Origin of the sequence: Roseibium album, assembly GCF_001404515.1 — a bacterium.
Taxonomy (GTDB): domain Bacteria; phylum Pseudomonadota; class Alphaproteobacteria; order Rhizobiales; family Stappiaceae; genus Roseibium; species Roseibium album.
In genome coordinates this window covers 354652-379493 of sequence record NZ_CXWE01000007.1, presented here as the reverse complement: position 1 = coordinate 379493, position 24842 = coordinate 354652, and the positions used below count along the sequence as shown (strand labels likewise).

Sequence of the window (24842 nt, the reverse complement as noted above, 5' to 3'; positions counted from 1 at the left end):
AATTTCCAGAAAATTTCTAAAATACGTTTTCCTTGCTGCTCTGGCCTTTGCCACTTCATCAGGAGCTGTGGCAGCAACCATCGAACAATATCAAGGCATGATGAAAACTGACCGCTTCGCAAAATTGCGACCTGACCAGCGTGCGGCTTTGGCGAACGCGATGGAGGCGTTGTACAATAGCGAGTTTTCCGTAAGCGAGACAATTACACGCGAACTAATTTCCACGTCACCCGACATTGCAGAAGCGTGGCAGATTCTCGGCCTCGCCCTGGCCAACCAGAACCGTTTCGAGGAAGCCGTCTCGGCGTTAGACGAATCCGCCAAACTCTACACAATCAATTCCGAACCCCTCATCATCAAGGGAGATATTCTCCTCGAGCTTGGCAGGGCGGAAGAAGCCCGTACCGCATACGAGGAAGCACTTGCACGGGATCCGGATAACTGGCGCGCGCCTCAAAGTCTTGCGCTTATGGCCGAAAGGCAAGGAAAGTGGCAAGAGGCCAGCAGGTACTATGAATCGGCTTTGAAAATTGCACCGGCTGACAATTACGAATTGGCGCTTTCGCACACGCGCCTCCTGCTTGTCTATTCCACGCCACAAGAAGCCCTGAACGTCGTTGATCCGGTGGCAAGTCAGGAAAACGCTCCTGCGGTCGTCCTCGAGACAGCCGCCCGGCTGAACCTTGAAAACGGAAACCTCGAAAGGGCGCGGTTTTTGTTCAAACGCATGGAGATACAGTCTCCTTCGGTAGCCAGTGCGATCGGACTGGCGGCGATCGATCAGGCAGAGGGTCGCATGGGATCAGCGGAACAAGCGTTGAAACGTTCGGTCGAACGTTTCCCACGCGATACGAAAGCCTATCTGGCCCTTGGCAATTTCCTCGGATCGACGAAGCGATACGGCGAAGCACTCGACACTTACGAGGGCGGGCTCCAGATTGCTCCCAACGATCCTGAACTCTTAAGAGGGGCAAGCGGCGCCGAACTGCGCCTCGGACGCACCAAGGACGCAATCAAACGCGCACGTTCGCTCGCGGAGCGCCCGGAGCATACGGCGAGCGACCTTGTCTGGCTCGCAAGCTTACTTGAGACCGAAGAAGGAAACAGGGACGAGACCCGAGCTGCCTATGCCGAGGCCATCGAGCTGCAGCCTGACAATTGGGTGGCGCTCAACAATCTTGCTTCTCTGGTCGTGGATGACGATCCAGCAAAGGCTCTTGGTCTGGCGCAAAAGGCCGCCGATATCGCTCCCAACTCGAAAAATGTACAGGACACACTTGGCTGGGCTGCGCTGAAGGCAGGAGACACGGCCAAAGCCGGTGCCATTTTTGACGAACTGCACAAGGCCGATCCGGATAACCCCGTCCTTACCTATCGTCTGGCCATGGTGAGGCTGGCGGAAGGCGACGAAGTTGAGGGCCGGAAACTTCTGGAAACTGCGCTGGCAGCCGACCCGGATTTCCGTTATGCGGAAAACGCCAGGGCGGCGCTGAACAGGTAACAGACCTGCACGTCACCAGTTCCCTGGCGGTGCGACCGTCAGGGGACTGTGCAATTTCGCTCAAACGCCCGGCCCGCGATGGTCCTTAAAAGTGCCGGTAAACAAGATCCGCCTGATCAGGTCGCTCGGCTTCATCGTCCAGTCTCGCACCCAGGCGTTCCGCGAGGCGTCGGGAGCGAACATTGTCCCGATCGATGTAACTTACCAGGCTTGGCAGGCAGCGCTCGTGTCGTGCCCAGTCGGCGAACCTTTGCGCAGCCTCGTAGCCGATACCCCTTCCCTCAGCGGCCGGATAAAGAAACCATCCGAGTTCATGTTCGGGAAAAAGCGGCCCATGGTTTATCCCGACCTGCCCGAGACAAGTGCCAGTCTCCCGGTCATCGAGCATCAAGGCACCGTTTCCCATCAGCGGCCATTGCGCCATATCGTGACAAAACAGCGCCCAGGACATCTTTTTCTGAAATGGCCCCCCCATGCCGAGCGATCGATCGCTTTGCATGAATGAATAATAGTCATCCCAATCGGCCATCGTCATCGGCCGCAGGGTCAGTCGATCCGTTTGAAGGGTCGGTATCTCGATCATGCCGTTGTTCAGTGTCCTTGAGAGCGCCATGCTGGCAGCCAATGTAGTGGTGTCTGTCATGCTTCAAATCCGGTGGTACGGGTGCCCGGAAAGGATCGTCATGGCGCGGTAGACCTGTTCCGCCAACAAGATGCGCGCAATCTGATGGGGCCATGTCATCGCGCCGAACGCCAGCTTCAGATCCGCCCGGGCGAGAAGTTCCTGCCCGTGCCCGTCAGCCCCGCCAATCGCAAACACGACCTCCGGAATGCCCTCATCCTTCCAGCTTTCGATCTTGCGACTGAAGTCCGGGCTGGTCAGGTTCTTGCCGTTCTCGTCCAGAACGACGACCCGCGCAGAACCTGAGACAGAATTCAGAAGGCCTTTTGCTTCTTCGGCCTTCCGGTCTTCAGAGCGCTGAGCGCGGCTTTCGGATAATTCGCTGACCACGATATCGGAGATGCCCAACCCGCGTCCGGTCTTGCGCGCACGGTCAATATACCGGTCGAGGAGGTCTTTTTCCGCACCGGCTTTCATCTTGCCGATGCAGGAGAATGTAAAGCGCATAAGATCCTTGCCGGTTGAAACTCCGGTCTTCAGTTTCGCGGCAAATTCGATCGCCGTTCGAGACAATTCTCGGCTCAACCTGCTTTCGACATGACAAGCTCGAAAGCAGGAACCAAGATCCCGTTCAGCCGATATATTGCGGCGCTTCGTCCGTGTCCGGTGCCCACATCTTTTCGAGATTGTAGAAACCGCGTACCTCCGGACGGAAAATATGAACAATCACATCGCCTGCATCGATCAGCACCCAGTCACAGGTGCTCTGACCTTCCACCGTTGCCGATTTCAATCCGGCCGATTTCAGATCCTTCAGCAAATGGTCCGCAATGGCCCCAACGTGACGATGGGACCGCCCGGACACAATTACCATGTGATCCGCGAGGGAGCTTTTGCCTGCGATGTCGAGAGTTATCAGGTCCTCAGCTTTGGAATCGTCAAGGCTGCTCAGAACCGTATCGAGGAGACCTGCCGCAAGATCAGCGCTTACGGAAGCCTGCAGAGGAGAGGACAATTCTGTCCGCCCACTTTCAAAGGTCATGGTCAGGTGTAGTGCCTTTCGCCGTTTATGCCGCCCTGTGTCCAACGTCGTCACGAACCAGATAGTTCGGTTTCTACGTCACCCGTTTTGAATACAGGACCGGTTGACCGTACCTCGGCCGCGTTCATCGCGACCACCCCTATAATACAGCTTCCCTTTTGGCATTTTCAAGACAGCGCCGTTTTCTTGGTAACTTTGGCAATGTCTAATGTGTTAAATTTCCGCAAATCCGTAGACGATGTGCGGTCGAGTGGTGCATGCAAAAACGTCCAGACTGGTGGGTCCAAATTCGGCAGCAGCGCCGCGTCTTCCTCGGGAAGCCTATATTTTTCATAGGCTTTTGCCATTGGCGACGAAAGAGCTGAAAGCGATGCACCCGGCCTGTCTACGATTGCGACCGGAACGGAACCGAGAATGGCGCGCCAGTCCTGCCATCGATGGAAACCGGCAAGATTGTCAGCACCCATAACCCAAACGAATCGCACTGAAGGCCGCATTGCGCGCAAAGCGGCAATTGTCCTGGCCGTATAGGGAGTACCCAGAACAACCTCGTAAGCGGTCACTTTCATTCGCGGGTGATCCGCCAGAGCGCAGGCCAGATGCATGCGCAATTCAAGTGGCGCCAGGTCGGCATGACTCTTGAGCGGGTTGCCGGGCGTCACGAACCACCAGACCTGATCAAGCCCCAGACGCCTCAGGACCGTTTCAGCAACCAGACGGTGGCCTGAGTGGGGCGGATTGAAGGATCCGCCGAACAGGCCGATGCGGTTCCCGGGTTCGACATGGGGCAGCTTCAGCCAATCTCGGTCGAGTTCCCCTCCAGGACCGAATGAAGTCATGGACGCGTCTGACCCTCACCATGAACCTTGTATTTGAAGCTGGTCAGCTGTTCGACGCCGACGGGGCCGCGCGCATGCATGCGTCCTGTCGCAATTCCGATCTCCGCTCCCATGCCGAACTCGCCGCCGTCGGCAAACTGGGTCGAAGCATTGTGAAGAACGATGGCTGAGTCCACCTCTGCCTGAAACCTTTGTGCAGAGGCACCGTCTTCCGTCAGAATGCAATCGGTATGGTTCGACCCGTAAGTGGCGATATGATCCATCGCCGCCTCAAGGCCCGGCACCACTTTGACAGACACGATCTTGTCGAGATACTCGGTCGACCAGTCATCTTCGCTGGCGGGAACGATATTCTCGCAGATGTCCCGTACGACATCGCAGCCGCGAACTTCACATCCCTCGTCCTGCAAGGCTTTCACGATGACGGGCAAGTGACCGTGCGCGATTTCCTCGTCAACCAGCAGCGTTTCCAGCGCCCCGCAGATGCCGGTGCGCCTGAGCTTCGAATTCACGACAATATCAACGGCTTTCGGCAGGTCGGCTGCCTTGTCGACGAATATGTGAACCAGACCTTCCAGATGGGCAAAGACAGGCACGCGTGCTTCTGTCTGGACACGTTCTACGAGACTGCGTCCTCCGCGCGGAACGATAACGTCGAGATTTCCATTCAGCCCCTTCAACATCTCACCGACAGCCGCCCGGTCTGTTACCGGCACGATCTGGATCGCGTCTTCCGGCAACCCGGCCGCTTTCAGTCCCTTTTGCAGTGCTTTATGGATCGCCATGTTGGATTGAATTGTGTCGGAACCTCCGCGCAACACCACGGCGTTGCCGGCCTTGAGACACAACGCACCTGCATCCGCGGTCACGTTCGGGCGGCTTTCATAAATGACACCGATCACGCCGAGCGGTGTTCGTACACGCTCTATCTTCAGGCCGTTCGGGCGTTCCCATGCTGCAATCACACCACCGACAGGATCGTCAAGGGCAACGATATCCTCCAGCGCCCTGGCAATCGCCTCGATCCGTTCTTCACTCAGTGTCCCCCGGTCGAGAAAAGCCGCCGTTTGACCATTGGCGGTCATGGCCTCGACATCGCGCCTGTTGCCGGCAAGAATATCCGGTGTCGCCGCACGCACCGCCTGCGCCATCTCGCTCAGGGCGCGGTTTTTCACAGCAGCTGGTGCCGTGGCAAGAACCCGGCCGGCAGCCCGGGCACGCTGCCCGATCTCTGCCATGAGATCTTCTGTTGTTCGGGCCTCGACCACTTCCAGCATACTCACAAACTCCTCGAATAGCGGCTCTGTGGACCGCAGAACATGCAGCGTTTTAACGTGTTCCGTTCAAAAACGCATCCTCAAGCACCAGATCATCCCGGTGGATCATTTCCGCCCGGCCCGGATAGCCGACAATCGCCTCGATTTCGCGGCTGTTGCGACCGGAGATCAATCTGGCTTCGTCGACGTCATAGGCGATGAGACCACGTCCGATCGTTCTTCCGTCCGGACGGAGGAGGACAACGGCATCACCACGAGAGAACGTACCGGAGACAGAAATGACACCTGCCGGCAGCAAGCTCTTGCCGGACTTCATTGCCCTGACCGCTCCTTCATCCAGTGTAACGTCACCGCGCGTTTCCAGATGACCGCCGATCCACGCCTTGCGCGCGCTTGCCGGGGTCGCGAGTGCCGGAAACCATGTTCCCCGCCCGCTTTCTGTCAGACGCGACAGCGGATGCAATTCCTTGCCCGAGGTGATGACCATGGAAGTTCCGGCGGCTGTTGCGATCCTGCCTGCATCAATCTTGGTTTTCATACCGCCACGGGACAGTTCTGATCCGGCGCTTCCGGCCATCGCTTCAATTTCCGCAGTTATGCGTGAAACTTCAGGCAGGAAGACGGCATCCGGGTTCTGCGCAGGTGGCGCGGTGTAGAGCCCGTCGATATCCGACAGCAGCACAAGGCAGTCGGCACTCGCCATGGTCGCGACACGGGCGGCCAGGCGGTCATTGTCACCGTAGCGGATCTCGGACGTGGCGACGGAATCGTTCTCATTGATGATCGGTACGGCGCCCATCTTCAAAAGGGTTCCGATGGTTGCCCGGGCATTGAGATAACGCCTCCGTTCCTCCGTATCTCCCAGCGTGAGCAGGATCTGGCCTGCTTTTCTTCCGTGCCTGCCGAGCGCCCCGGCATAGGCCTGCGCCAGTGCAATCTGTCCTGCAGCCGCCGCCGCCTGGCTTTCTTCCAGTTTCAGCGGTCCGTTCGGCAGACCAAGTGCGCCCCGTCCAAGGGCGATCGAGCCGGACGACACGATCAGGATGTCGGCGCCTTCGGTCGTTAGCCGCACGATGTCGGAAACAAGAGCCTCCAGCCAGTCGCGCTTCAACTCTCCCTTTTCGACCAGGAGAGCAGAACCGATCTTGATAACAATCCGCTTGAAGGAGCTGAGACTTCGGGAGGCTGAAACCGACATCAGGGGTGCCATCCCTCCTGTTCGGGAGCCGGAACCTGATTGGCGGCATCCTCCTTGTCCTTGTCGATCGCGCGCACGATCATGCGCAATGCCCGGTCCACGTTCAGGCCGCTTGCCGAGGACAGGATCAACGGTTTCTGACCACAGGATGCCTCCAGGCTTGCCGACCTTTCGGCGATCAGGTCTTCCGTCAGGGCGTCACACTTCGAAAGTGCGACGATTTCCGGCTTCTCGGCGAGCCCGCCGCCATAGGCCTTCAATTCGCCGCGCACCACCTTGTAGGATTCACCCGGATCCTCCAACCCGGAACCGTCCACCAGGTGCAGAAGCACACGCGTCCGCTCCACGTGACCAAGAAACCTGTCGCCAAGTCCGGTTCCCTCGTGAGCCCCTTCGATCAGACCCGGAATGTCCGCCATGGCAAAGCTGTTGCCATCGATCTGAACGATCCCGAGATTGGGATGGATCGTCGTGAAGGGATAATCGGCAATCTTCGGCTTGGCGGCCGATACCTTGGACAGGAATGTCGACTTGCCAGCATTCGGCAAGCCGACCAGTCCGGCATCGGCGATCAGTTTCAATCGCAACCAGATCCACTTTTCCTCGCCTTCCAGGCCCGGGTTGGCCCGGCGCGGTGCCTGGTTGACCGACGATTTGAAATGCGCGTTGCCAAAGCCGCCATTCCCGCCCTTCAGAAGATGAACCTGTTGCCCGAGTTCCGTCAGATCTGCAATCAGCGTCTCGTTGTCTTCTTCGAGTATCTGCGTCCCGACCGGAACCTTCAGCACGACGTCCTTGCCGTGGGCTCCGGTGCGATTGCGCCCCATGCCGTGAATGCCGGTTTCGGCCTTGAAGTGCTGCTTGTAGCGGTAATCGATCAGCGTGTTCAGGCCATCGACACATTCAACGATCACGTTACCGCCCTTGCCGCCGTCGCCACCGTCCGGACCGCCATATTCGATGTATTTCTCGCGCCGGAACGATACACAGCCGGCGCCACCATTGCCGGAACGGACGTAGACCTTGGCCTGATCGAGGAATTTCATTTTTCTTCTCTTTGTATCCTGTTGTCAGGCCATGACCATGGTTGGTCAAAGACTGCTCAAATAGTCTGTTCGCGTCATTTCACTTCTGATGGCCGGCAGGGTTTCACCGCGTGACACGCTTGCGCAACCGACTTCGCCAACCGGCCGAAATCCGGCTTTTTCCATCACCTTGATCGAGGCCTGGTTCTCCGTCATGGCTTCACAGGCCAGCCGTTCGTGTCCGGTGTTTTCGAACATCCAGCCGATAGCTGCATCCAGAGCCTCGCTCATGAACCCCTTGCCCCAATAAGGGCGCCCCAGCCAATAGCCGATCTCCGGGGTCTCCTGCAACTTTTTGAAGCCGACACCTCCGATCAAATCGCCTTCATGGTCAATGTGAAAGCCGAGTTCATCCGCGTCCGCGATGTTTTCCCAACGTTTCACGGATCTTGCCAGATGCTGCCGCCCCAGTTCGAGATCATAAGGGTACGGTACGCGCGACAACATCTTGGCAACTTCATAGTCGCCGAGAAGAACAGCACACCGGTCAAGATCCTCCGGGTTCGGCGCCCGGAGAACCAGTCGGCTTGTCCTGATGACCGGCTTGCTCATGCGGCTTCCTTCCGCGCCTCGAAATCGGCTCGAGACAGCCGCACGACAACATTGGAGACCCTCCGGTCAAGCGCCTTGGAGAAACGCTCGGTGATGCTGTAAGGCTTGAACCCGAGCTTGCGCAGAAGGCCCCTGGAACGGAAATTGTCCTCAAAGGCCCGGGCTGCTATGGCATCGCTGCCATAGGCGGCAAAGGCCCAGTCGATGATTGCCTCCACCGCTTCGCTGGCATAGCCGTGCCCCTGGAACGCCCGACCGATCCAGTACCCGATGGTGGGATGATCGGACAGGTCCTCAAGATCGCCCGGCGCCTCGACGGCCGCGATACCAATGAACACGCCGCCAAGCGTGATTGCATATACCGCCTCGGTCTTCAGCGGGTCCTTGCCGACGACTGTCGACAAAAAGGCTTCGGCAGAACCATCTTCGTAAGGCCAGGCAAAGGACGTCATCCACCGGGCGACCTCGAAGTCCTTGCCACCAAGTTCCATGATTGCTTCTGCATCCGACATGGCGATTGGCCGCAATATCAGGCGCCGTGTTCTCAATTCCGGCAATATGGTCATCGTCCCTGCCCCCAGCCTTTCAAGGATTTCCAAACAGCTCTTTCCAGTGTGTACCGCTCGATCGGTACGGAGCCGCCCGCACCGACGGAACGGATCATCGCCTGATCCCGATACTGGAACCCGGATTTGACCAGGACGCGGCGCGAAGCCGGATTGGTTACCCTGCACGACCCCTGAAGCTCTTCGATGTCGTTATACGCAAAAGCGTGATCCACCAGGGAATGCACCGCCTCCGTTGCGTAACCTCGACCCCAGAAGGGCTCGCCCAGCCAGTAGCCGACATGGACGACGCCGTCCTCTTCCACCGCTGCGTATTTCGCAACGCCGATCAAGCGGCCGGTGCTCTTCAGGCGAATGGCGAAGAGGGCGGAATTTTTCCGCACCTGCCCGGCCCGTGCGATCAGGGTGCGGCCATTGTCGAGTGTGAACGGATGAGGCATCGCGGCAAGGTTCGCCGCCACGGTCTTGTTGTTGGCCAGAAACACCAGGTCGGCCACATCGTCCTTGCGCGGCTTGTCGAGCCGTACATGAACCGCTTCCTGCGGCAACGGGGCCGCTGCCAAACTGCTTTCGTCTAACAATCCATCGCTTTCAACAACCATCTTTTCCTCCAGGCAAAACAAATCAAGGGAGAGATGGCGCCCCATCTCCCCCTTGGATCTTCGACTGGTCTCTGGTTGCTGACCTGTCTCGAACTGCCGGGGTCTTGTGGGACGCCGGCGTTTCGAAAATTCACGTCGGCTTTACTCCGCAGCTTCCGCCACTGGGACCACATTAATGAGGGTTCGTTTGTTGGCTGCCGCCTTAAACTGAACCTTGCCTTCCACGGTCGCGAAAATGGTGTGATCCTTACCCATGCCCACGCCGGTGCCCGGGTGCCACTGGGTGCCACGCTGACGAGCGATGATGTTGCCGGGAATCACGGCTTCCCCGCCATATTTCTTGATGCCGAGACGGCGGCCAGCTGAGTCGCGGCCGTTGCGGGATGAACCGCCTGCCTTCTTGTGTGCCATCGTTAGAACTCCTCGTTCTTCGAATACTTAATCAACAGGTGAGAAACGGCGGCTCAGTTGCCTGCCAGTTCCTTGGCCTGCTCAACCCAGTTGTCGCGTTCGATACGTCCCTTGAAATTCAGGACCTCATCAACGCGGGCGATGTCTTCCGCTGAGAAGTTGACGATCTGCTCATAGGTGGTGATACCCAGAGCGTTCAGCTTCTTCTCAAGAACCGGGCCGACGCCGGAGATCTTCTTCAGATCGTCCTTGCCTTCCGGTGCGGTGAAGAGCGGCTCAACGGCTGCTTCTTCCTTTTTGGCTTCCTTCACGTCTGCCTTGGCTTCTTCAGCTTTCGGAGCTGCCTCGGCTTTCGGCTCGTCGGCCTTCGGCGCAGCCTTTTTCGGCGCTGCCTTCTTGGCCGGCTTTGCACCACCCGTCAGAATGTCCGTCACCTTGACGAGGGTGTAGGACTGACGGTGACCATTGCGACGGCGGGAATTCTGGCGCCGGCGCTTCTTGAAAATAATGATCTTGCGGCCACGGCCCTGATCGACCACTTCCGCAACAACGCTGGCACCTTCCACGGTCGGAGCCCCAACGGTGGTGTCCGTGCCGTTGCCTACCATGAGCACGTCTTCAAAAGTGACGGTGCTGCCGGCTTCGGCGTCAAGTTTCTCGACCTTCAGGAGGTCGTCTGCGGCAACAGTGTACTGTTTGCCACCAGTTTTGATTACAGCGAACATGTCGCGCACGTCCTTCTTTTCGTTTTTGACACGCCGGTGCAGGCCATTCGGCTCAAGCAGCACCGGCTGCATTCAGGTCAAACTGAGGCGCCTGCCCCTCCGGATTGTCATCCGGCAGGCAGATCTTTGTGTCGGGTTGCGTGAAGCTAAAAGCCCGCGAGGCCTAGATCGACAAAGAAAACTCGAAAAAGATGAACCTTTTCGAGCCCGCGCAATATAGCCGCCCAGCTCTTGTTGTCAAACGGAATTATTGCAGACTGAAGGACGCGCGCGCCCGATTGACCACTCCGGGACAGCCTCAATTCCCACAGGGGTCCCCATCACCGGTCACTCTCCGGACGGTTGGAAATCCGCCTTGAATTTCAGCCGTTATGAATATGCGCGCAAAAAGTCAACGTAGGCGGTGAAGAATGCAAATCGGGTCTTGCAGGCGCGAAAGAGCTTGTCTATGTTCCGCGCCACTTGAGACCCGTTTTGTCGAAAGTGCCGCGGAGAGGTGCCGGAGTGGTTGAACGGGGCGGTCTCGAAAACCGTTGAGCGCGCAAGCGTTCCGGGGGTTCGAATCCCCCTCTCTCCGCCATGTTTCACATACTCTGCTGATTTGAGAAAGCGACTGCGGAACTGACAGACCGACCTGTCACCGACGGGTTCTTTCAAGGTCCGACGCTTAATCAGGACCCTGCCAAGCCAGGCTATTGCACGATATTGCAACAGCGCCTGCCTGATATGCATCTCGGGTTTGTTCCCGACTTTTTCCCGCGATTGAACCTTCAATATCGGAAGCGTCCGCCAAGGAAAAACCCCAAGCTTTTCGTCCCAGGAGAACAGCGCCTGACCTGCAGATGTCAGGATCAAGGCCATGCCCCCCATAACGGCGCAGGACCGTCGGGAGCGCGCGGCAAATGCCTTTCTGTTCCTTGTCGACATTCGGCCTTAACCTCTGCGTGGTGCAATCGGTCCGGAAAAGTGGCCTGATCAACGACGCGATCAGAAGAGCCGTTCCAATTGTCGTCGCGATATCCGTGATAATTTGCCTCGTTGTCACACTTGCCGGCCCTGCCCTCCGGCTTCCGTTTCTTCTCCAGTTCATTTCAAGGAACATCCATGAAACTGAAAGACAAAAACGTCATCATCACGGGCGGGGCTGGCGGCATCGGTGCGGCCCTGGCCAGAAAGTTTGCAGAAGAAGGCGCAAGGGTCACCGTGGCGGACCTGGACAAGTCCGGAGCCGAGGCAACGGCGTCGCAAATTGGCGGCCTTGGACTTGGCTGCGATGTCACCAAGGAGACCGATGTCCAGGCCGTCGTTGCTGCTGTCGAAAGCCAATTCGGACTGGTGGACCTGTTCTGTTCAAATGCGGGCATTTGCCTGAACGAACCGTCTCACTCAGCCTCCGCCGGCAACGATGTCTGGAACAGGAGCTGGAATATTCACGTGATGGCCCACGTATATGCTGCCCGTGCAGTGCTGCCCGGCATGATCGAACGAGGTGAAGGCTATCTTCTTCAGATGGCTTCCGCCGCCGGATTGCTGAGCCAGATCGGAAACGCGGCCTATTCGGCAACGAAGCACGCAGCGGTCGGTTTTGCGGAATCTCTTGCCATCACGCATGGCGCAGACGGTATCAAGGTATCTGTCATCTGCCCCCAATATGTGGCAACGCCGATGCTGGGATATGGGGACGAAAATGCCGGTAGCGATCTGCCGGGCGTGATTTCTCCGCAAGCCTTGGCGGAGACAGTCGTTCAGGGTGTTGAAAAAGAAACTTTCCTCATTCTGCCTCATCCTGACGTGGCGAAGTATATCCAGTTCAAGTCCGGCGACTACGACAAGTGGCTGGGAGCCATGCGCAAGCTGCGCGGCAGCATTCTGGACCGGGTCGGCACAACCGAGATCGAAGCCATGCATAAACTGGTTTGAACCAATGTTCGCCGGTGCATGCCAGGCAGCGCAGGCAATCCCGGCCAGCTTCCGATTGGACGGCGAGGAGCAGATGAAGCTGCCGTCAAAGAAGATCAATCCTCAATTGAGGACACACACTGCGACCCGGCCGTTTCAATCTTTCCAAATTTGGCCGTCCATGCGATCGACCTCTCCGGGCATGACCGGGCGAAGGGAAAGAGCAAACCCGGCATCCATACCTGTGGAACCAGGGTCACCACGTTTTCCAGAGTTTTGAACCTGCTGGGCGTCTGTCTCGTCGGACATTCGATGGGCAGCACAGTTGCCCCGGAGGCATGGCTGTTGTCCCGGGAACTGGTGACGCCGCTCTGCCTGGTCACCGGAACAACTTGGATCGGCAACCGCAGGATTTCGTTGTTAAATCAGCGCGACCAGTTTTCCAGATCTTCGGCAAAACCTGTCACCGCTGCCTCGAGCAGAGCCTTGCCGTGTTCCGCTGTTGCAAGCGCCGAATGAGATCCCACGCGCCCGTCCGGGAAAGCGCGGCGGTGTTCGTCAGGCGGGCCGTGCCGGTCACCCGCATGGTTCCTGATATATTCCGCCGACAATTTCTGGGGCGGTGCCGATGCGGCACCCGGAGGCAAAACGCGATGGGTAGCCTGGGTGATCGCAACTTCCGATGGCGTTGCATGCATGCCCTCCCAATCGCCGTAGAGGTCCTTTCGGAGCTTGCCCACGGCCTCGAAATCCCACCAGGAGCGGATTCGGATATCCAGGCTTTCAACGACTTCGGTCTCACCGGCTACCTGGCCAACCGGTTCCAGATTCGCGCCATGGCCGTTCAGGAAATAGAACCTTTGAAACCCTTGACCGTGCAGGCACGAAACGATCTCTGACACCATTGCCTTGAATGTCGCAACCGACACTGAAATTGTTCCCGGAAACGCCGTGTTGAAAGGCGCAGGCGTCAAGGCGAGCGTGGGCGCGACAAGTGTTGAGGTTCGCTCTCCGGCATGTCGGGCGATGGTCTGGGCACACAGTGCGTCCGTACCGATCAGGCCCATGGGGCCGTGCTGTTCGGTCGAGCCGACAGGCAGGATGATGGTCCGGCTGCGTTCGAGATACGTTTCCACCTCAAGCCAGCTGCAAAGATCAAGCCTCATCTGGTTGCCATCCATGCCTTGAGGCGTGGCCCATATTGCGCAAGCTCATCGGAAACAGCCTTGTGCGCATTCAGGCCCTGGAGGTAGCGCTGCATGCGGGAACTCAGGACGGGAGCCGTCCGGAAATGCTCCGTCAGTTCGTTGATCCACCGGCAGGTGACCGGCATACCGCAATCAGCAAGCGTCAGCCGGGGTGTGGTTTCCGGGAGCAGTGTTTCCATTTGCGCCAGTCTTTCGGCCAGGGCATCCCACTTTTCAGAAACAGCTTGCGTGCTGGGACCGAGCCCGATCATCGGAAAGAGCGCACGCAAGGCCGGTTCAAGCCGGGTGTCGTGAAATCTTGACCGTTCGCGAATTCGGGCGCGCTCAAGGCTGTCGCCCGGCAACATCTCGGGCGCGGGCCACACTTCATTGATGTATTCGGCAATTGCTTCGGAGTCGCTAAGCAAATGTCCGTCATGCTGCAGGGCGGGCAAACTGCCGCCGGGAACGAGATCTTTGTAGGTTTGAGACCCGTAGCCGCCTGGCGGAGGTACTTCTTCCCAAACCAGTTCCTTGTGACGGAGCGCGATGCGAAGCTTGGCGCAGTAAAGGCTCACGGGGATAGCGAACAGCTTTAACATGTAAGGTGGCGAGGCATTCCGGTTCGAATGCCCCTCTCCGCGTTATCGGCGTTCAAGACCTATTCCTTGAGGCGCCACTTCTTGCCCAGGGCATCAAAGAACCCGCGCTCTTCCTTGAGGGCAATCCAGGTGTTTACATAGTTGATCCATACCTGGTCGCCCTGTGGCAGCAGCATTGCAATTGGGGTCGGCGCTTTGGGTGCGCTCACCGGCACGATCATCATTTGCGGGTATTTTTCAACGAGCTTGAGTGCTTCGACGTTGGACGTGATATGCGCGTCGGCGCGTCCCGCCAGCACTTCCTGGAAATCACGCGCCGGCGCTTCGACGATCTGATGCTGCGCATCGGGGAAGAAGTCCTTGACCTGTTTTTCCTGGGTGGTGCCGAGCGTTGCCGCGACGGTTACATCGCTCTTGTTGAGATCGTCCCAGTCCTTGAACTTTTCCGCACTCGTTTCAAGAATGAGCGGGACGGTTGCCAGCGAGAAATAGGACGTGGAATATCCGGCCGCCTTCGCCCGTGCGGGAGAAACAGACGCCGATCCGGTGAGGTGATATTTGCCTGCGGTGACACCGCTGACCAGCGTTTTCCAGTCCGCCGGAACGAACTCGACCTCGACATTGAGATCCTTTGCCAGTTCGGTCATGACGTCGATGTCATAACCGGTATAGGTGTTGTTCGCGACGTCCTTCATCGTCATGGGGTTCCAGTCGCCGGTGGTGCCGACCTTGAGAACACCGTTGTTCAGAATGTCGTTGAGCGCTGATTGAGCCGTTGCCGGAAGGGTGGCAAGTGCCAGAAAGCAAAGCGTGGCTGTTGTCTTGATCAGTTTCATGCCGTTCTCCTCTCAGGATGAGGTAATGGTCCGTTGTGCACTGCAGTTTTGCCAGTTGATAAATTTATTGCACTACACTCAAATACATGACTAACTAATGGTCAAGACTTCCTTTTGTGCAATGTTGAATTTGTCCGCGAAGGCCATGATCAAAGTTGAAAATATTTCGAAGACATTCGGTGACTTTCACGCCCTGAAAAACGTTTCCCTTGAAGTGCTTACGGGCGAAAAGGTGGTGGTGTGCGGACCATCCGGCTCCGGCAAGTCAACGTTGATACGATGCATAAACGGGCTTGAACGGCACGATGAGGGCCTGATTGAAGTCGCGGACAACAGACTGACACATACAAGCTCGAGTTTGCGTGCAGTACGTTCCTCGGTCGGAATGGTCTTTCAACAATTCAATTTGTTTCCGCACCTCACCGTCAAGCAGAATTTGACACTGGGACCGGTCAGAACCCGAAAACTGTCGCAACCGGACGCCGACAAACTCGCCATGGCTTATCTGGAGCGAGTTCGCATTCCCGAACAGGCAGACAAGTTTCCCCGGCAGCTCTCCGGTGGCCAACAGCAGCGGGTTGCCATTGCCCGATCGCTTTGTATGGAACCGCAAATCATGTTGTTCGATGAGCCGACATCCGCACTCGATCCGGAAATGATCAACGAGGTTCTTGATGTCATGTCCGAGCTCGCGGGAAGCGGAATGACGATGATTTGCGTAACCCACGAAATGGGCTTTGCGAAACGCGTCGCCGACACAATGGTGTTCATGGATCATGGCGAGATCGTCGAAAAGGCACCGCCGGAACAGTTCTTCAGCAATCCCGGCACAGAACGGTGCCGGGACTTTCTTTCAAAAATTCTCGCGCATTGAGACAGAAAGAGGGCCAGATGACATTCTGCCGACTTGCAGGTCTTTGCTGCCTGACCCTGCTGCTCACGGGCTGCTCCGGGAATTGGGGCTGGTATGTTGTTGATCCGACGGTGCCTGCAGGATGGAACAATCTCAAATTTCTACTGAGCGGGCTTTACTACACGCTCCTTCTGTCCTTCACGGCGATCGTGATTTCCATCGTCATAGGCCTTGCTGTGGCGTTGCCGGCATTGTCGGCCAATCGGGCACTCAGGCGGTTCAACAGGGTCTACGTGGAACTGGTCAGAGCCGTACCCATTCTGGTCTTGATCCTCTGGGTTTATTACGGACTGCCTCAGATGACAGGGCTGTCCATCACGGTTTTCTGGGCCGGCGTGATCGCGCTTGCCCTTTCCGACAGCGCGTTTGAAGCCGAAATCTTTCGCGCAGGCATTCAGTCAATCGACAAGGGCCAGTACGAGGCCGCACACTCCATTTCGCTCAGCTACACAGACATGATGATGTACGTCATTCTTCCGCAGGCCGTGCGCCGGATACTTCCGGCACTTGGGAACCAGCTGGTTTACATGCTGAAAATGTCTTCCCTCGTCTCTGTGATCGGGATGCAGGAACTTACCCGAAAAGCGAACGAACTCGTCGTCGTTGAATACCGGCCCCTGGAAATTTATACGGTGCTTGTTCTTGAGTACCTTGTCCTGATTTTGATCGTTTCGGCCGGTGTCCGCTGGCTGGAGCGTAAATTGCAGTCAGATCAACGTGGTTAGGAGATACCATGGCAGCCTGGATCGAAATGATCTCCGACGAGGACGCAGATGCCGAATTGACGGAAGTGCTTCAGCTAGCGCGAACACCGCACGGCACGGTCGACAATGTGATGCGCGTGCATTCCCTGCGGCCCAATTCAATGAAGGGCCACGTCATCCTCTACCGGGCCGCGCTGCACGATGACGCCAACACACTGCCCGAATGGCTTCAGGAAACCATTTCATCATATGTTTCGATCCTGAACGGCTGCCCGTATTCGCTTGCCAATCATTGGGCAAATGCGCGCCATCTGATCGGCGACGACGCACGGGCGGATCAAATTGAAAAGGCCCTCACTGCTCGGCAGCCCGAAGATGCGTTTTCAGGCCTGGAACTGGAACTGCTGAATTACACTGAAAAGCTTACGCTGCGTCCCGCCGACATGACCAAATCGGATGTTGTCGCCCTGCGTGACCTCGGCGCGGATGACGGCCAGATCCTGGAGGCCAACCAGATCATCGGCTATTTCAACTATGTGAACAGGCATCTGAACGGCCTCGGGGTCACGACAGACGGAGATACCGTCGGATATTACGCATCGAAGTAGTTGCATATGGATAAAAGTTTTGCATAGAATGCAATAATTCTTCTAATGACAGGCGGAAACATGGTCTACGCTGAAGCCAAACCGATGGACTCGAACGAGATCCCGGTCATCGACATCACTTCCCTGCGAGACGGAACCGATCCGCATTCGGTGGCCAAAGATCTGCACGCGGCCAGTACCGGTCTGGGATTCATCTATATCAGCGGTCATGGCATTCCGGAGACCTGCATCTCGGCAGCCCGCAACCTTGCCTTCGACTTTTTTCGAAGCCCGCCGGAGCAGAAAGAAACCGTACGTGTGTCCGCCAGCCATCGCGGATGGCTGGCTTCGGGTGGCGCCAAAATGGGCGACAAGTTGAAGGCGGACCTGAAGGAGAGCTTCGTTTGGGGCATGCAAGATGAAAACGGCGACACTGTTGCCGATCATCCGCTCAGAGGCCGCAACCAGTGGCCCGAGTTCCTTCCGGATGTCGAACCGGCGGCCATGGACTATTTCCGCCAGGCGCATGAGGTGGCGCATCATCTGATGCGCGGTTTCGCGCTTGGTCTTGGACTTGAAGAGGGATTTTTCCTCAAAACAGCCTCACGTCCGTTGAGCAGGGCCTCGTTCGTCTACTATCCGGCCCAACCGGAAGACATGGGGGCCGACCAGTTCGGCGTTGGTCCCCACACCGATTTCGGCGTCCTGACACTTTTGTGCCAGGACGCTGTCGGCGGTCTCCAGATCGAGAACATTGACGGCGAATGGCTGCAGGCTCCCCCCATCGAGGGAACCCTGATCGTCAACGTTGCCGATCTTCTTGCCCGGTGGACCGGCGGCGCCTACAAGTCGACCCCGCACAGGGTCGTGAACAGCTCCGGTCGGGAACGTCTTTCGCTGGTGCTGGCATTTGATCCGAACCCTGAAACCGTTATTGATGCGCGGCAAATCTTCGGTGCCGGTCATATGCCTGCCGAAAGTGCCACGACCTGCGGTGAATACCTTCAGTGGCGGTTTGACCGCGCCTTCGCCTACCGGAAAACCGAGTGAATATGAACAATGACATCGACGGTGCAATCGGCGCCGCACTCAAGGATTTCAGACTTCGAAACGGATTTTCCGCCAGGCATCTTGCCGCACTGTCCGGCGTTTCCGGCGCGATGATAAGCCGAATCGAAAGCGGACAGGTCTCACCGTCGATTTCAACGCTGAGCGCGCTGGCCACCGCACTGAAAATTCCTCTTGTAAGCCTGTTTCGTGAAACAACATCGAATTACACGGATTACACGTTTGTTGAAAACGGTGCAGGCCTCAAATCGACCCGTATCGTCGACGAACATGTTCATGAATACGAAAACCTCGCGATTCATCTGCGGCGTGATCTGCAGTTCGGCGCCCGCATCGTGACACTAAAACGCCAGGAGGCCATTCCGCCGGTCTACGTGGGCAATGGTGTCGTCTTCGTTCACGCGCTCGAGGGAGAGGCCGTGTACGGCTATGGGAAACAGGAATTCACCTTGCGGGCGGGAGACAGCATTTGCGTCGACGCCGAGATGCGTCATGGAATCCTGTCAGTGCACACACCTGAATTCAGATTCCTGACAGTGCAGGCCGAGGTGCAGCGATGAGGACACCTTTCAAAACGAAAGGCGGCGTCCAAAACCTACTGCAGAATTGCATGAAGGTGAAGGCCGGTGACTTCGTTCTGATTGTTTGCGAGAATCCGGCGCTCGGCTGGTACGACACAGCGGCTCCCGGCCTTATCAAGACCGCTCTTGAGGAGTCCGGGTGCCGTGTATCGACAATTCTTGTCGGCGCCCCTGACGACACACTCCCGGCGGACTATGAAGACCAGTTGGCTGCACACGATACGATTGTTTTTCTCGCCCGTATCGGTGATCAGGACAGGTTTGCCGACAAGCTGCCCGGCAAAAATGTTGCCATGCTCTATGTGCGGAACCAGAAGTCACTGAAATCCGCCTACGCGGCAACAAACCATGATGCCATGGTTGCGATGAAGACGTCAGTCGACGCGGTGGCACGAACTTCGGATCGCGTGTCGATCATCTGTCCCCTGGGCACGCGCCTGGAAGGCCGGGTTGAGATGGAGGATGTTGTTGATGGAGAAGTCTCGGTCAAGAGATTTCCCCTCTGCGTACCGCAGCCAGTCCTTACACGTTCGATCAGCGGTCAGGTGGCGCTGAAGCGCTGGCTGACACCCACCGGTTCGCGATCTTATTCACCCGCATCTGTGCGTATCGACGGTGTTGTTATGGCGCATGTCGACAGGGGGCGAATTGTAGGATTTGAGGGTGACCGGCACAGCGTCAAGACAATTGAAGACCACTATTTCAAGGTAGCGGATCAATTTGATCTCGATAAGGATGCCATTCACTCGTGGCATGCCGGCATTCATCCGGCATGTTTCTATGAAGGCAATATCGATGATGATCCTGACCGTTGGTCAAACAATATTTTCGGAAATCCGCGCTTTCTGCACTTTCACACATGCGGAAGCTCGCCTCCGGGCGAAATCTGCTGGATGGTTCTGGATCCGACAATTGCCTTCGATGGCAAGGCACTGTGGCGCGATGGATGCCTGCAGCCGCAAAATTTTGAGCAAACTGCCGCAGTTGTGAAAGCAAGGCCGGAATTGTCGACGCTTCTTGCAGAACACCCGCTTCCGGTCGGCCTATCACAATAGCATTGGACACCGACCGTTCTTGCCGGACATCTACTCGATCGCCAACGAGCATCGGCTTGCGGGAGCATGGCGAAAAACGGTCAAAAACAAGTTGCGGGCGCGCGATCCAGTCATGCGACCTTTCTGGGACGTAGAACCTGAGGTGACGTTTGAATTTGGGGCCTTTGTACAAATGCAGGACGCGCGCACCCTTCCGTTTTTCCTCTGATCAATCAGATCACCGAAACAGAAACCGACAGGGCCTCATGATCGAATTGTGTCAGTGTTCCATTTCGCGGTAGCAGAATTCGATCCGTTCGACTTCACCCGAACATCCCAGGATCACTGAGATTCTCTGATGGTAAGGTTGCGGTCCAGGAGGACGAGACAGGCCAGAACATTCACACTGGCAAGGACGGCGTGATCCTCCGCTACGGAAGTGGTCCGCCATCGTGACTATTCGGCCTGCAGACACGGAAATAGCTTGTAGCGGTGACGCGGGCACAGCCCTGCCAACAAAAATGACGGTGTTTTCGAAGCGGGCTCATATCCAGTGAAGCGTCGAGTGCACCTCGCCCGTTGGCAGCAGCTGTATTCGTCTCAAGCCACCTTTTGTGGGCGTTCGATTGTGTTCGGGCAGTGGATGTTCATGAACCAGCTGCAGACATGTTGAAGGACCGAGAAGATATTTGACGCCGGTGCGTTCAGCCTCCGATGCGGAATGAAGATGACCGCTTGCAACGGCGCGAACATTCCCTGCGCTGTTGACGACATCCAGGAACGCGTCGGCATCTGCAAGTGTGCAATCAGGGTCCGCGCAGGTTGAAAGCGGCGGATGATGAAGACCTACCAGGACGTGCCCGTCCCACTCCTTTGCCAACCCGCCGAGTGTCAAGAGTTCAGCTTCACCCAATAGCCCGCCCTGGTCGCCCAAATTGGAATCGAGCACGACAATTCGCCAATTCCCTGCATCAATGCAGCGTCTTTCGATTCCGTTTTGCTGCAGTTTCGCGCCGAGCATCTCCGGATCATCATGATTTCCGGGTGAGACCAGCAGCGGTCTTTCGAGCCGCGCCAGTTGATCGAGCGCTTTTTCGTATGCCGCTTCATCGGCATTTTCGAGCAGGTCACCGGTGTGCAGAACCAGATCAAACCCGACATCCGAAACGCTTTCCAGAATGCGTTCAAAGGTTTCATCCGTTGTCGATCCATTCAGCATCGCTGCGGCATCAGCCAACGATTTCGGCGGGACAGACGGTGCTGTTTCAGGAGCCAGATGGGTGTCTGTAATGTGCAACACCTCAATGTTCCGGCCCGGATCGATTTCCACTTTCAAATGTCGGTCCCCCTTGTTCGGATTGGCTGAGAGCCAGGTCGGCACCGCCGTGACGGCAAGACACGCGGATCATGGCATGAGGTTCCATGTCCGATCCAGTCCACTGCTGACGCCTCGTCGTCACAAAGGCTGCGGCCACCGGTGAAACGGCTGCGCCAATGATCGAAGTCGGTCACGCTGCAAATTTAAGGGTCGTATTCCAGATCAAATGCGTGCACATACTGCACAGTGAGATTTGCGGCCGGTGTCAATTCAACCGGTTGCGCTCGAACAGGGTTCATTCGGACAAATGCAATTTCCCGAACCCTGCCGATGGAACAAGCCCGGACGATCTTGACGCCAGTTCCTGAAACACCAGTCAAATTCGACCTGAAACTCCCAGTTTGCAAGAGGTGATCATGTCCAAACCAGACCGCAAGGAAAGCGACTCGTTCGGTGCTCTGGATATTCCGGGTGACAAATACTACGGCGCGCAGACAGCCCGCTCGCTCATCAACTTTCCGATCGGCGGTGAAACCATGCCGCTGCCGCTGGTGCATGCACTCGGGATCATCAAACAGGCCGCGGCACGGGTGAACAAGGACCAGGGCAAGCTGGCACCGGATCTGGCAGCGGCCATTGATCAGGCCGCCGGCGAGGTTGCCACCGGAAAGTTTGACGACAATTTCCCGCTGGTTGTCTGGCAGACCGGGTCGGGCACGCAATCGAACATGAATGCAAATGAAGTGATCGCCAACAGGGCGATTGAAATACTTGGCGGCAAGATCGGGTCGAAGACACCTGTGCACCCCAACGATCATTGCAACATGAGCCAGTCGTCCAACGACACGTTTCCAACGGCAATGCACATTTCCGCCGCTCGTGAAATCCAGAAGTCTCTCCTGCCCGCCCTTGCCCACCTCAAGGCGGCCCTGAGCGCGAAGTCGGAAGAATGGGCGGATATCGTCAAGATCGGGCGAACCCACACCCAGGATGCGACGCCGCTCACTCTTGGTCAGGAATTTGGCGGCTATGCCGCTCAGATCGAAAAAGGAATCGGCCGCGTCGGCGAAGCATCCGACGGCCTTTATGAACTTGCGCAGGGGGGGACGGCCGTTGGCACCGGCCTCAACACCAAAAAGGGCTTCGCCGAGAAATTTGCCGCAGAAGTCGCAACCATTACCGGCCTGCCTTTCCGGACCGCACCGAACAAGTTCGAGGCACTCGCAGCACACGATGCCTATGTCTATGCGCATGGCGCGCTCAACACCGTTGCGACGTCCCTTTTCAAGATCGCGAACGACATCCGGCTGCTGGGGTCCGGACCGCGATCCGGGCTGGGTGAACTGTCGCTACCCGAAAACGAGCCCGGGTCGTCCATCATGCCGGGCAAGGTCAACCCGACCCAGTGCGAAGCCATGACCATGGTGTGTGCACAGGTCTTCGGCAACGAGACGACGATGTCCATTGCCGGCAGCCAGGGCCATTTCGAACTGAACGTCTACAAGCCCGTCATGGCCTACGCGATGCTGCAATCGATCCGGTTACTGTCGGACGCATGTATCAGCTTTACCGATCGCTGCGTTGCCGGCATCACGGCAAACGAAGACAACATCAAGGCCCTGATGGAACGATCGCTGATGCTGGTGACTGCACTGGCACCTGCCATCGGATATGACAAGGCAACCGAAATCGCGAAGACCGCGCACAAGAACGGCACTTCGCTGCGGCAAGAGGCTCTCAACCTGGGTTATGTCACCGCCGAGGAATTTGACCGGCTCGTCCGCCCGGACCAGATGATTTCCCCCGGTTAATGGCTTGTTGAACCTTGCTGAATTGGAGCAAACCTTAACCGACCACCAGGAAGCTCCAATCCACCAGTATTGTTCCAAGGCTGCAGGTTGAACCGGGAAGCAGATGGCACGTTCAATTGATACGCGCAGCCTACTGGACGTGCTGCCTTACATGTTTCCACAAACTGTCGCTGTGGGATGCGGAAAGAAAATGTCCGGCTCCCTCAACTGGCAGAACCAGCGCATCCGGCCGGTCTGACACCACCTCCCTGACATCTTCAAGATCGGTCAGGGGATCTTCGCTTCCATGCAGAATCAGGAGCTTTGCCTTGGTTTGACCTGGAAGCCGAAGGCGCTGCAGCGCGAAGGAATAGTCTTCGGCAATTCCGGACACCGATGTCTGGTACAATTCGGAAAACCATCCATACACGGGCGATGCATTGCCCTTGCCTTCCAATACATCCAGGTCCGACGCACTCGCGCTGAACATGCGATGCAAGATCCAGCGTGACCGGTTTTCGTCAGGGTAGTGAGCACTGAATTCCAGTGTCACCGAACGCGCAAGACTTTCTGTTTCGATCAACCGCCGATATGCGTTGTAGAGGTTGCTCGCGATGCCTTCCTTGTCTGGATTTGCGTGCGCAAGATTTGTCGAGACGAGTATCAGTTTATCGACCAGGTCCGGGAAGCGACTTGCAAATTCAAGCGACAGGGCACCTCCAAAGGATTGCCCAAGGAGAAACCTCTGACCCGAGGGCATGTTTCGCATCAGGAACTCTAGGTCCTTCAGGCTGGCTTCCACATGGTGCGTTTTTGCCCGGAGCCCCAGAACAGGGCGTGCATCGAGATATCCGCGGCGCACCGGGATAACCAGACGGATGCCATGGGTGCACAAATCCTCCAGCACGCCGGAAATCAGCATACCGAACATCATTCCATGACAAACGAGCACCGGGATTCCGGTCTCGGGCCCAATCTCGATCACATAGATCTTTTCGCCATCGTCTCTGCTTTGTACCAGGAGTGAAGCGCCCTGCTTGATATGGTCCGCCAGAAATCCCTCGATGACCTTTGCCTGCTGCGAAACGTCGTTGGAGAGATTCAGAACATGCACCATCTGCCCCAGCAGAATGCGCACCAGATCCAGTTGGCCATTGCACTGCATCTTTGCGGACGCACTTTTGATGTGCGCACGTTTGGTTTCTATCCCGACATCGTCGAGTTCAGATGCTTCGCGAAGTGACAAGCCGCCCAGCAACTGAAAGGCCACACGTCGCTCTGATGCCGTCAGTCCGCGCCCGCTGTTGAAGTGCATGACGACTGAATCGAATGTCTCCTGATTGATCCTGAAACCGCGGACGAATGGCGTGGATCCGGAGTGGGCCGGTGCATCATACACAGGCAGGAACCAGAAAAACGTGTTTGTGTCTCGCTGGTACAGGACCCGCCCCGCCTCCGCGCCACCGTCTGCCACGACACTTGCCATTTCGCCGAGGACAAGATCGCTCGAGGGCTCGCTGACGAAACGGGTCAGGTAATCCGACAACGTAGTGGAACCCCCACGCAGAAACCGGCCGGACCTGGTGAAATCGGCCCACTTCAGCGTTGGATTGACCTCATGTTGCTCCGACTTCAATCTTCTCAGGGCTTCGTCTGAGGCAGCTTGCACCAGGTCATCCGGAAGAACGGAAAACACTCGCTGGAATTCTGAATGCAAATTACCCGGCAATTTAAAATACCTTGCTTACAATCACTCACCCGAAAACTTCCACATTTTCTCGCCGATTGCTTTACCCATTTGGGTAACGTGGAGGCTTGTTCCCAAAACCACCCTAACACTGTTCCTTTCGAAACTTGCGGAAGTTCCGGGAGTTCCGGGAGTTTCAAATGAACCAATCTTTGT

General features: G+C 57.0%; 27 protein-coding genes and 1 tRNA gene. 11 read left to right on the top strand and 17 right to left on the bottom strand.

Annotated elements, in window-relative coordinates; translation table 11 throughout:
- Positions 1 to 97: 97 nt before the first annotated feature.
- Positions 98 to 1501, top strand: coding sequence for a tetratricopeptide repeat protein (locus LA5095_RS24265; protein ID WP_158510435.1), 1404 nt, complete (start codon positions 98 to 100; stop codon positions 1499 to 1501).
- Between the two features lie 85 nt (positions 1502 to 1586).
- On the opposite strand, the gene LA5095_RS24260 is transcribed toward LA5095_RS24265, so the two are convergent.
- The 12 genes from LA5095_RS24260 to LA5095_RS24205 form a co-directional block, all read right to left on the bottom strand.
- Positions 1587 to 2144, bottom strand: a complete 558-nt coding sequence (locus tag LA5095_RS24260) for a GNAT family N-acetyltransferase (protein ID WP_306361724.1) — start codon at positions 2142 to 2144, stop codon at positions 1587 to 1589.
- Positions 2145 to 2147: 3 nt separating this feature from the next.
- Positions 2148 to 2630: a 23S rRNA (pseudouridine(1915)-N(3))-methyltransferase RlmH gene (gene rlmH, locus LA5095_RS24255; protein WP_055119849.1), complete on the bottom strand. Its 483-nt coding sequence runs from the start codon at positions 2628 to 2630 to the stop codon at positions 2148 to 2150.
- Positions 2631 to 2754: 124 nt separating this feature from the next.
- Complete coding sequence (rsfS, locus tag LA5095_RS24250; RefSeq protein WP_029061939.1) at positions 2755 to 3165, bottom strand: ribosome silencing factor; 411 nt, start codon at positions 3163 to 3165, stop codon at positions 2755 to 2757.
- Positions 3166 to 3332: 167 nt separating this feature from the next.
- Positions 3333 to 4004, bottom strand: coding sequence for a nicotinate-nucleotide adenylyltransferase (locus LA5095_RS24245; protein ID WP_055119662.1), 672 nt, complete (start codon positions 4002 to 4004; stop codon positions 3333 to 3335).
- A complete protein-coding gene (locus LA5095_RS24240; RefSeq protein ID WP_055119660.1) occupies positions 4001 to 5281 on the bottom strand; it encodes a glutamate-5-semialdehyde dehydrogenase in 1281 nt (426 codons plus the stop codon). The genes LA5095_RS24245 and LA5095_RS24240 overlap by 4 nt, the downstream gene beginning before the upstream one ends.
- Positions 5282 to 5333: 52 nt before the next feature.
- Entirely contained in the window at positions 5334 to 6479 is a 1146-nt protein-coding gene (gene proB, locus LA5095_RS24235; RefSeq protein WP_055119847.1) for a glutamate 5-kinase, read from the bottom strand.
- Positions 6479 to 7525 (bottom strand): GTPase ObgE, encoded by a 1047-nt coding sequence (gene obgE, locus LA5095_RS24230; protein ID WP_055119658.1) that lies wholly within the window; start codon positions 7523 to 7525, stop codon positions 6479 to 6481. The genes proB and obgE overlap by 1 nt, the downstream gene beginning before the upstream one ends.
- 45 nt (positions 7526 to 7570) lie before the next feature.
- Positions 7571 to 8116: a GNAT family N-acetyltransferase gene (locus LA5095_RS24225; protein WP_055119656.1), complete on the bottom strand. Its 546-nt coding sequence runs from the start codon at positions 8114 to 8116 to the stop codon at positions 7571 to 7573.
- Positions 8113 to 8682 carry a GNAT family N-acetyltransferase gene (locus tag LA5095_RS24220; RefSeq protein ID WP_055119654.1) on the bottom strand — a complete coding sequence of 190 codons (570 nt, stop codon included), beginning with the start codon at positions 8680 to 8682 and terminating at the stop codon, positions 8113 to 8115. Before LA5095_RS24220 ends, LA5095_RS24225 begins: the two co-directional genes overlap by 4 nt.
- The gene (locus LA5095_RS24215; RefSeq protein WP_055119652.1) at positions 8679 to 9284 is read right to left on the bottom strand and encodes a GNAT family N-acetyltransferase; all 606 of its coding nucleotides are present in this window, start codon (positions 9282 to 9284) and stop codon (positions 8679 to 8681) included. The genes LA5095_RS24220 and LA5095_RS24215 overlap by 4 nt, the downstream gene beginning before the upstream one ends.
- Positions 9285 to 9425: 141 nt before the next feature.
- Positions 9426 to 9695, bottom strand: coding sequence for a 50S ribosomal protein L27 (gene rpmA, locus LA5095_RS24210; protein WP_055119650.1), 270 nt, complete (start codon positions 9693 to 9695; stop codon positions 9426 to 9428).
- Between the two features lie 53 nt (positions 9696 to 9748).
- Positions 9749 to 10420, bottom strand: a complete 672-nt coding sequence (locus tag LA5095_RS24205; protein WP_055119845.1) for a 50S ribosomal protein L21 — start codon at positions 10418 to 10420, stop codon at positions 9749 to 9751.
- 490 nt (positions 10421 to 10910) lie between these two features.
- Here LA5095_RS24205 and LA5095_RS24200 point away from each other — a divergent pair.
- The 3 genes from LA5095_RS24200 to LA5095_RS33540 all read left to right on the top strand — a co-directional run bounded on the left by LA5095_RS24200 (position 10911) and on the right by LA5095_RS33540 (position 12838).
- Positions 10911 to 11000 (top strand) — tRNA-Ser (locus LA5095_RS24200).
- A 524-nt stretch (positions 11001 to 11524) separates the two neighbouring features.
- Positions 11525 to 12340, top strand: coding sequence for an SDR family oxidoreductase (locus tag LA5095_RS24190; protein ID WP_055119646.1), 816 nt, complete (start codon positions 11525 to 11527; stop codon positions 12338 to 12340).
- 18 nt (positions 12341 to 12358) lie between these two features.
- A complete protein-coding gene (locus LA5095_RS33540; RefSeq protein ID WP_368681476.1) occupies positions 12359 to 12838 on the top strand; it encodes an alpha/beta fold hydrolase in 480 nt (159 codons plus the stop codon).
- Here LA5095_RS33540 and LA5095_RS24180 read toward each other — a convergent pair.
- From LA5095_RS24180 to LA5095_RS24170, 3 genes are read right to left on the bottom strand one after another with little or no spacing between them, the layout of a single operon-like run.
- The gene (locus LA5095_RS24180; protein ID WP_055119842.1) at positions 12745 to 13485 is read right to left on the bottom strand and encodes a creatininase family protein; all 741 of its coding nucleotides are present in this window, start codon (positions 13483 to 13485) and stop codon (positions 12745 to 12747) included. The genes LA5095_RS33540 and LA5095_RS24180 overlap by 94 nt on opposite strands.
- On the bottom strand, positions 13482 to 14108 hold the full coding sequence (locus tag LA5095_RS24175) for a glutathione S-transferase family protein (RefSeq protein WP_082442556.1): 627 nt from the start codon (positions 14106 to 14108) through the stop codon (positions 13482 to 13484). The genes LA5095_RS24180 and LA5095_RS24175 overlap by 4 nt, the downstream gene beginning before the upstream one ends.
- Before the next feature lie 59 nt (positions 14109 to 14167).
- On the bottom strand, positions 14168 to 14944 hold the full coding sequence (locus tag LA5095_RS24170) for a transporter substrate-binding domain-containing protein (protein WP_055119641.1): 777 nt from the start codon (positions 14942 to 14944) through the stop codon (positions 14168 to 14170).
- A 145-nt stretch (positions 14945 to 15089) separates the two neighbouring features.
- Between LA5095_RS24170 and LA5095_RS24165 the strand changes: the two genes are divergently transcribed.
- Genes LA5095_RS24165 through LA5095_RS24140 form a run of 6 tightly spaced genes read left to right on the top strand, consistent with a single transcriptional unit; the run spans position 15090 to position 19852 of the window.
- A complete protein-coding gene (locus LA5095_RS24165) occupies positions 15090 to 15818 on the top strand; it encodes an amino acid ABC transporter ATP-binding protein (RefSeq protein WP_082442566.1) in 729 nt (242 codons plus the stop codon).
- Between the two features lie 17 nt (positions 15819 to 15835).
- Positions 15836 to 16582 (top strand): amino acid ABC transporter permease, encoded by a 747-nt coding sequence (locus LA5095_RS24160; protein WP_055119638.1) that lies wholly within the window; start codon positions 15836 to 15838, stop codon positions 16580 to 16582.
- An 8-nt stretch (positions 16583 to 16590) separates the two neighbouring features.
- Complete coding sequence (locus LA5095_RS24155) at positions 16591 to 17169, top strand: carboxymuconolactone decarboxylase family protein (protein ID WP_055119636.1); 579 nt, start codon at positions 16591 to 16593, stop codon at positions 17167 to 17169.
- A 60-nt stretch (positions 17170 to 17229) separates the two neighbouring features.
- The gene (locus LA5095_RS24150; RefSeq protein ID WP_158510434.1) at positions 17230 to 18198 is read left to right on the top strand and encodes an isopenicillin N synthase family dioxygenase; all 969 of its coding nucleotides are present in this window, start codon (positions 17230 to 17232) and stop codon (positions 18196 to 18198) included.
- A 2-nt stretch (positions 18199 to 18200) separates the two neighbouring features.
- A complete protein-coding gene (locus LA5095_RS24145; RefSeq protein WP_029064409.1) occupies positions 18201 to 18776 on the top strand; it encodes a helix-turn-helix domain-containing protein in 576 nt (191 codons plus the stop codon).
- 50 nt (positions 18777 to 18826) lie between these two features.
- Entirely contained in the window at positions 18827 to 19852 is a 1026-nt protein-coding gene (locus LA5095_RS24140; protein WP_144436132.1) for a hypothetical protein, read from the top strand.
- Between the two features lie 523 nt (positions 19853 to 20375).
- Here LA5095_RS24140 and LA5095_RS24130 read toward each other — a convergent pair.
- Positions 20376 to 21161, bottom strand: a complete 786-nt coding sequence (locus LA5095_RS24130) for a metallophosphoesterase family protein (RefSeq protein WP_055119630.1) — start codon at positions 21159 to 21161, stop codon at positions 20376 to 20378.
- A gap of 404 nt (positions 21162 to 21565) precedes the next feature.
- Here LA5095_RS24130 and fumC point away from each other — a divergent pair, with 404 nt between their 5' ends.
- Positions 21566 to 22960 carry a class II fumarate hydratase gene (gene fumC / locus LA5095_RS24125; RefSeq protein WP_055119628.1) on the top strand — a complete coding sequence of 465 codons (1395 nt, stop codon included), beginning with the start codon at positions 21566 to 21568 and terminating at the stop codon, positions 22958 to 22960.
- 130 nt (positions 22961 to 23090) lie between these two features.
- On the opposite strand, the gene LA5095_RS24120 is transcribed toward fumC, so the two are convergent.
- Positions 23091 to 24608 carry a bifunctional helix-turn-helix transcriptional regulator/alpha/beta hydrolase gene (locus LA5095_RS24120; protein ID WP_144436131.1) on the bottom strand — a complete coding sequence of 506 codons (1518 nt, stop codon included), beginning with the start codon at positions 24606 to 24608 and terminating at the stop codon, positions 23091 to 23093.
- Positions 24609 to 24842 lie beyond the last annotated feature (234 nt).

Bases quoted from the DNA above. Each gene is read 5' to 3' on its own strand.
- LA5095_RS24205 (WP_055119845.1), bottom strand. From the start codon at position 10,420: ATGTTCGCTGTAATCAAAACTGGTGGCAAACAGTACACTGTTGCCGCA.
- LA5095_RS24190 (WP_055119646.1), top strand. From the start codon at position 11,525: ATGAAACTGAAAGACAAAAACGTCATCATCACGGGCGGGGCTGGCGGC.
- obgE (WP_055119658.1), bottom strand. From the start codon at position 7,525: ATGAAATTCCTCGATCAGGCCAAGGTCTACGTCCGTTCCGGCAATGGT.
- LA5095_RS24225 (WP_055119656.1), bottom strand. From the start codon at position 8,116: ATGAGCAAGCCGGTCATCAGGACAAGCCGACTGGTTCTCCGGGCGCCG.
- LA5095_RS24170 (WP_055119641.1), bottom strand. From the start codon at position 14,944: ATGAAACTGATCAAGACAACAGCCACGCTTTGCTTTCTGGCACTTGCC.
- LA5095_RS24165 (WP_082442566.1), top strand. From the start codon at position 15,090: ATGATCAAAGTTGAAAATATTTCGAAGACATTCGGTGACTTTCACGCC.
- rsfS (WP_029061939.1), bottom strand. From the start codon at position 3,165: ATGACCTTTGAAAGTGGGCGGACAGAATTGTCCTCTCCTCTGCAGGCT.
- fumC (WP_055119628.1), top strand. From the start codon at position 21,566: ATGTCCAAACCAGACCGCAAGGAAAGCGACTCGTTCGGTGCTCTGGAT.
- rlmH (WP_055119849.1), bottom strand. From the start codon at position 2,630: ATGCGCTTTACATTCTCCTGCATCGGCAAGATGAAAGCCGGTGCGGAA.
- proB (WP_055119847.1), bottom strand. From the start codon at position 6,479: ATGTCGGTTTCAGCCTCCCGAAGTCTCAGCTCCTTCAAGCGGATTGTT.
- LA5095_RS24145 (WP_029064409.1), top strand. From the start codon at position 18,201: ATGAACAATGACATCGACGGTGCAATCGGCGCCGCACTCAAGGATTTC.
- LA5095_RS24240 (WP_055119660.1), bottom strand. From the start codon at position 5,281: ATGCTGGAAGTGGTCGAGGCCCGAACAACAGAAGATCTCATGGCAGAG.
- LA5095_RS24180 (WP_055119842.1), bottom strand. From the start codon at position 13,485: ATGAGGCTTGATCTTTGCAGCTGGCTTGAGGTGGAAACGTATCTCGAA.
- LA5095_RS24140 (WP_144436132.1), top strand. From the start codon at position 18,827: ATGAAGGTGAAGGCCGGTGACTTCGTTCTGATTGTTTGCGAGAATCCG.
- LA5095_RS24215 (WP_055119652.1), bottom strand. From the start codon at position 9,284: ATGGTTGTTGAAAGCGATGGATTGTTAGACGAAAGCAGTTTGGCAGCG.
- LA5095_RS24260 (WP_306361724.1), bottom strand. From the start codon at position 2,144: ATGACAGACACCACTACATTGGCTGCCAGCATGGCGCTCTCAAGGACA.
- LA5095_RS24175 (WP_082442556.1), bottom strand. From the start codon at position 14,108: ATGTTAAAGCTGTTCGCTATCCCCGTGAGCCTTTACTGCGCCAAGCTT.
- rpmA (WP_055119650.1), bottom strand. From the start codon at position 9,695: ATGGCACACAAGAAGGCAGGCGGTTCATCCCGCAACGGCCGCGACTCA.
- LA5095_RS24220 (WP_055119654.1), bottom strand. From the start codon at position 8,682: ATGACCATATTGCCGGAATTGAGAACACGGCGCCTGATATTGCGGCCA.
- LA5095_RS33540 (WP_368681476.1), top strand. From the start codon at position 12,359: ATGCCAGGCAGCGCAGGCAATCCCGGCCAGCTTCCGATTGGACGGCGA.
- LA5095_RS24265 (WP_158510435.1), top strand. From the start codon at position 98: ATGATGAAAACTGACCGCTTCGCAAAATTGCGACCTGACCAGCGTGCG.
- LA5095_RS24245 (WP_055119662.1), bottom strand. From the start codon at position 4,004: ATGACTTCATTCGGTCCTGGAGGGGAACTCGACCGAGATTGGCTGAAG.
- LA5095_RS24160 (WP_055119638.1), top strand. From the start codon at position 15,836: ATGACATTCTGCCGACTTGCAGGTCTTTGCTGCCTGACCCTGCTGCTC.
- LA5095_RS24150 (WP_158510434.1), top strand. From the start codon at position 17,230: ATGGTCTACGCTGAAGCCAAACCGATGGACTCGAACGAGATCCCGGTC.
- LA5095_RS24155 (WP_055119636.1), top strand. From the start codon at position 16,591: ATGGCAGCCTGGATCGAAATGATCTCCGACGAGGACGCAGATGCCGAA.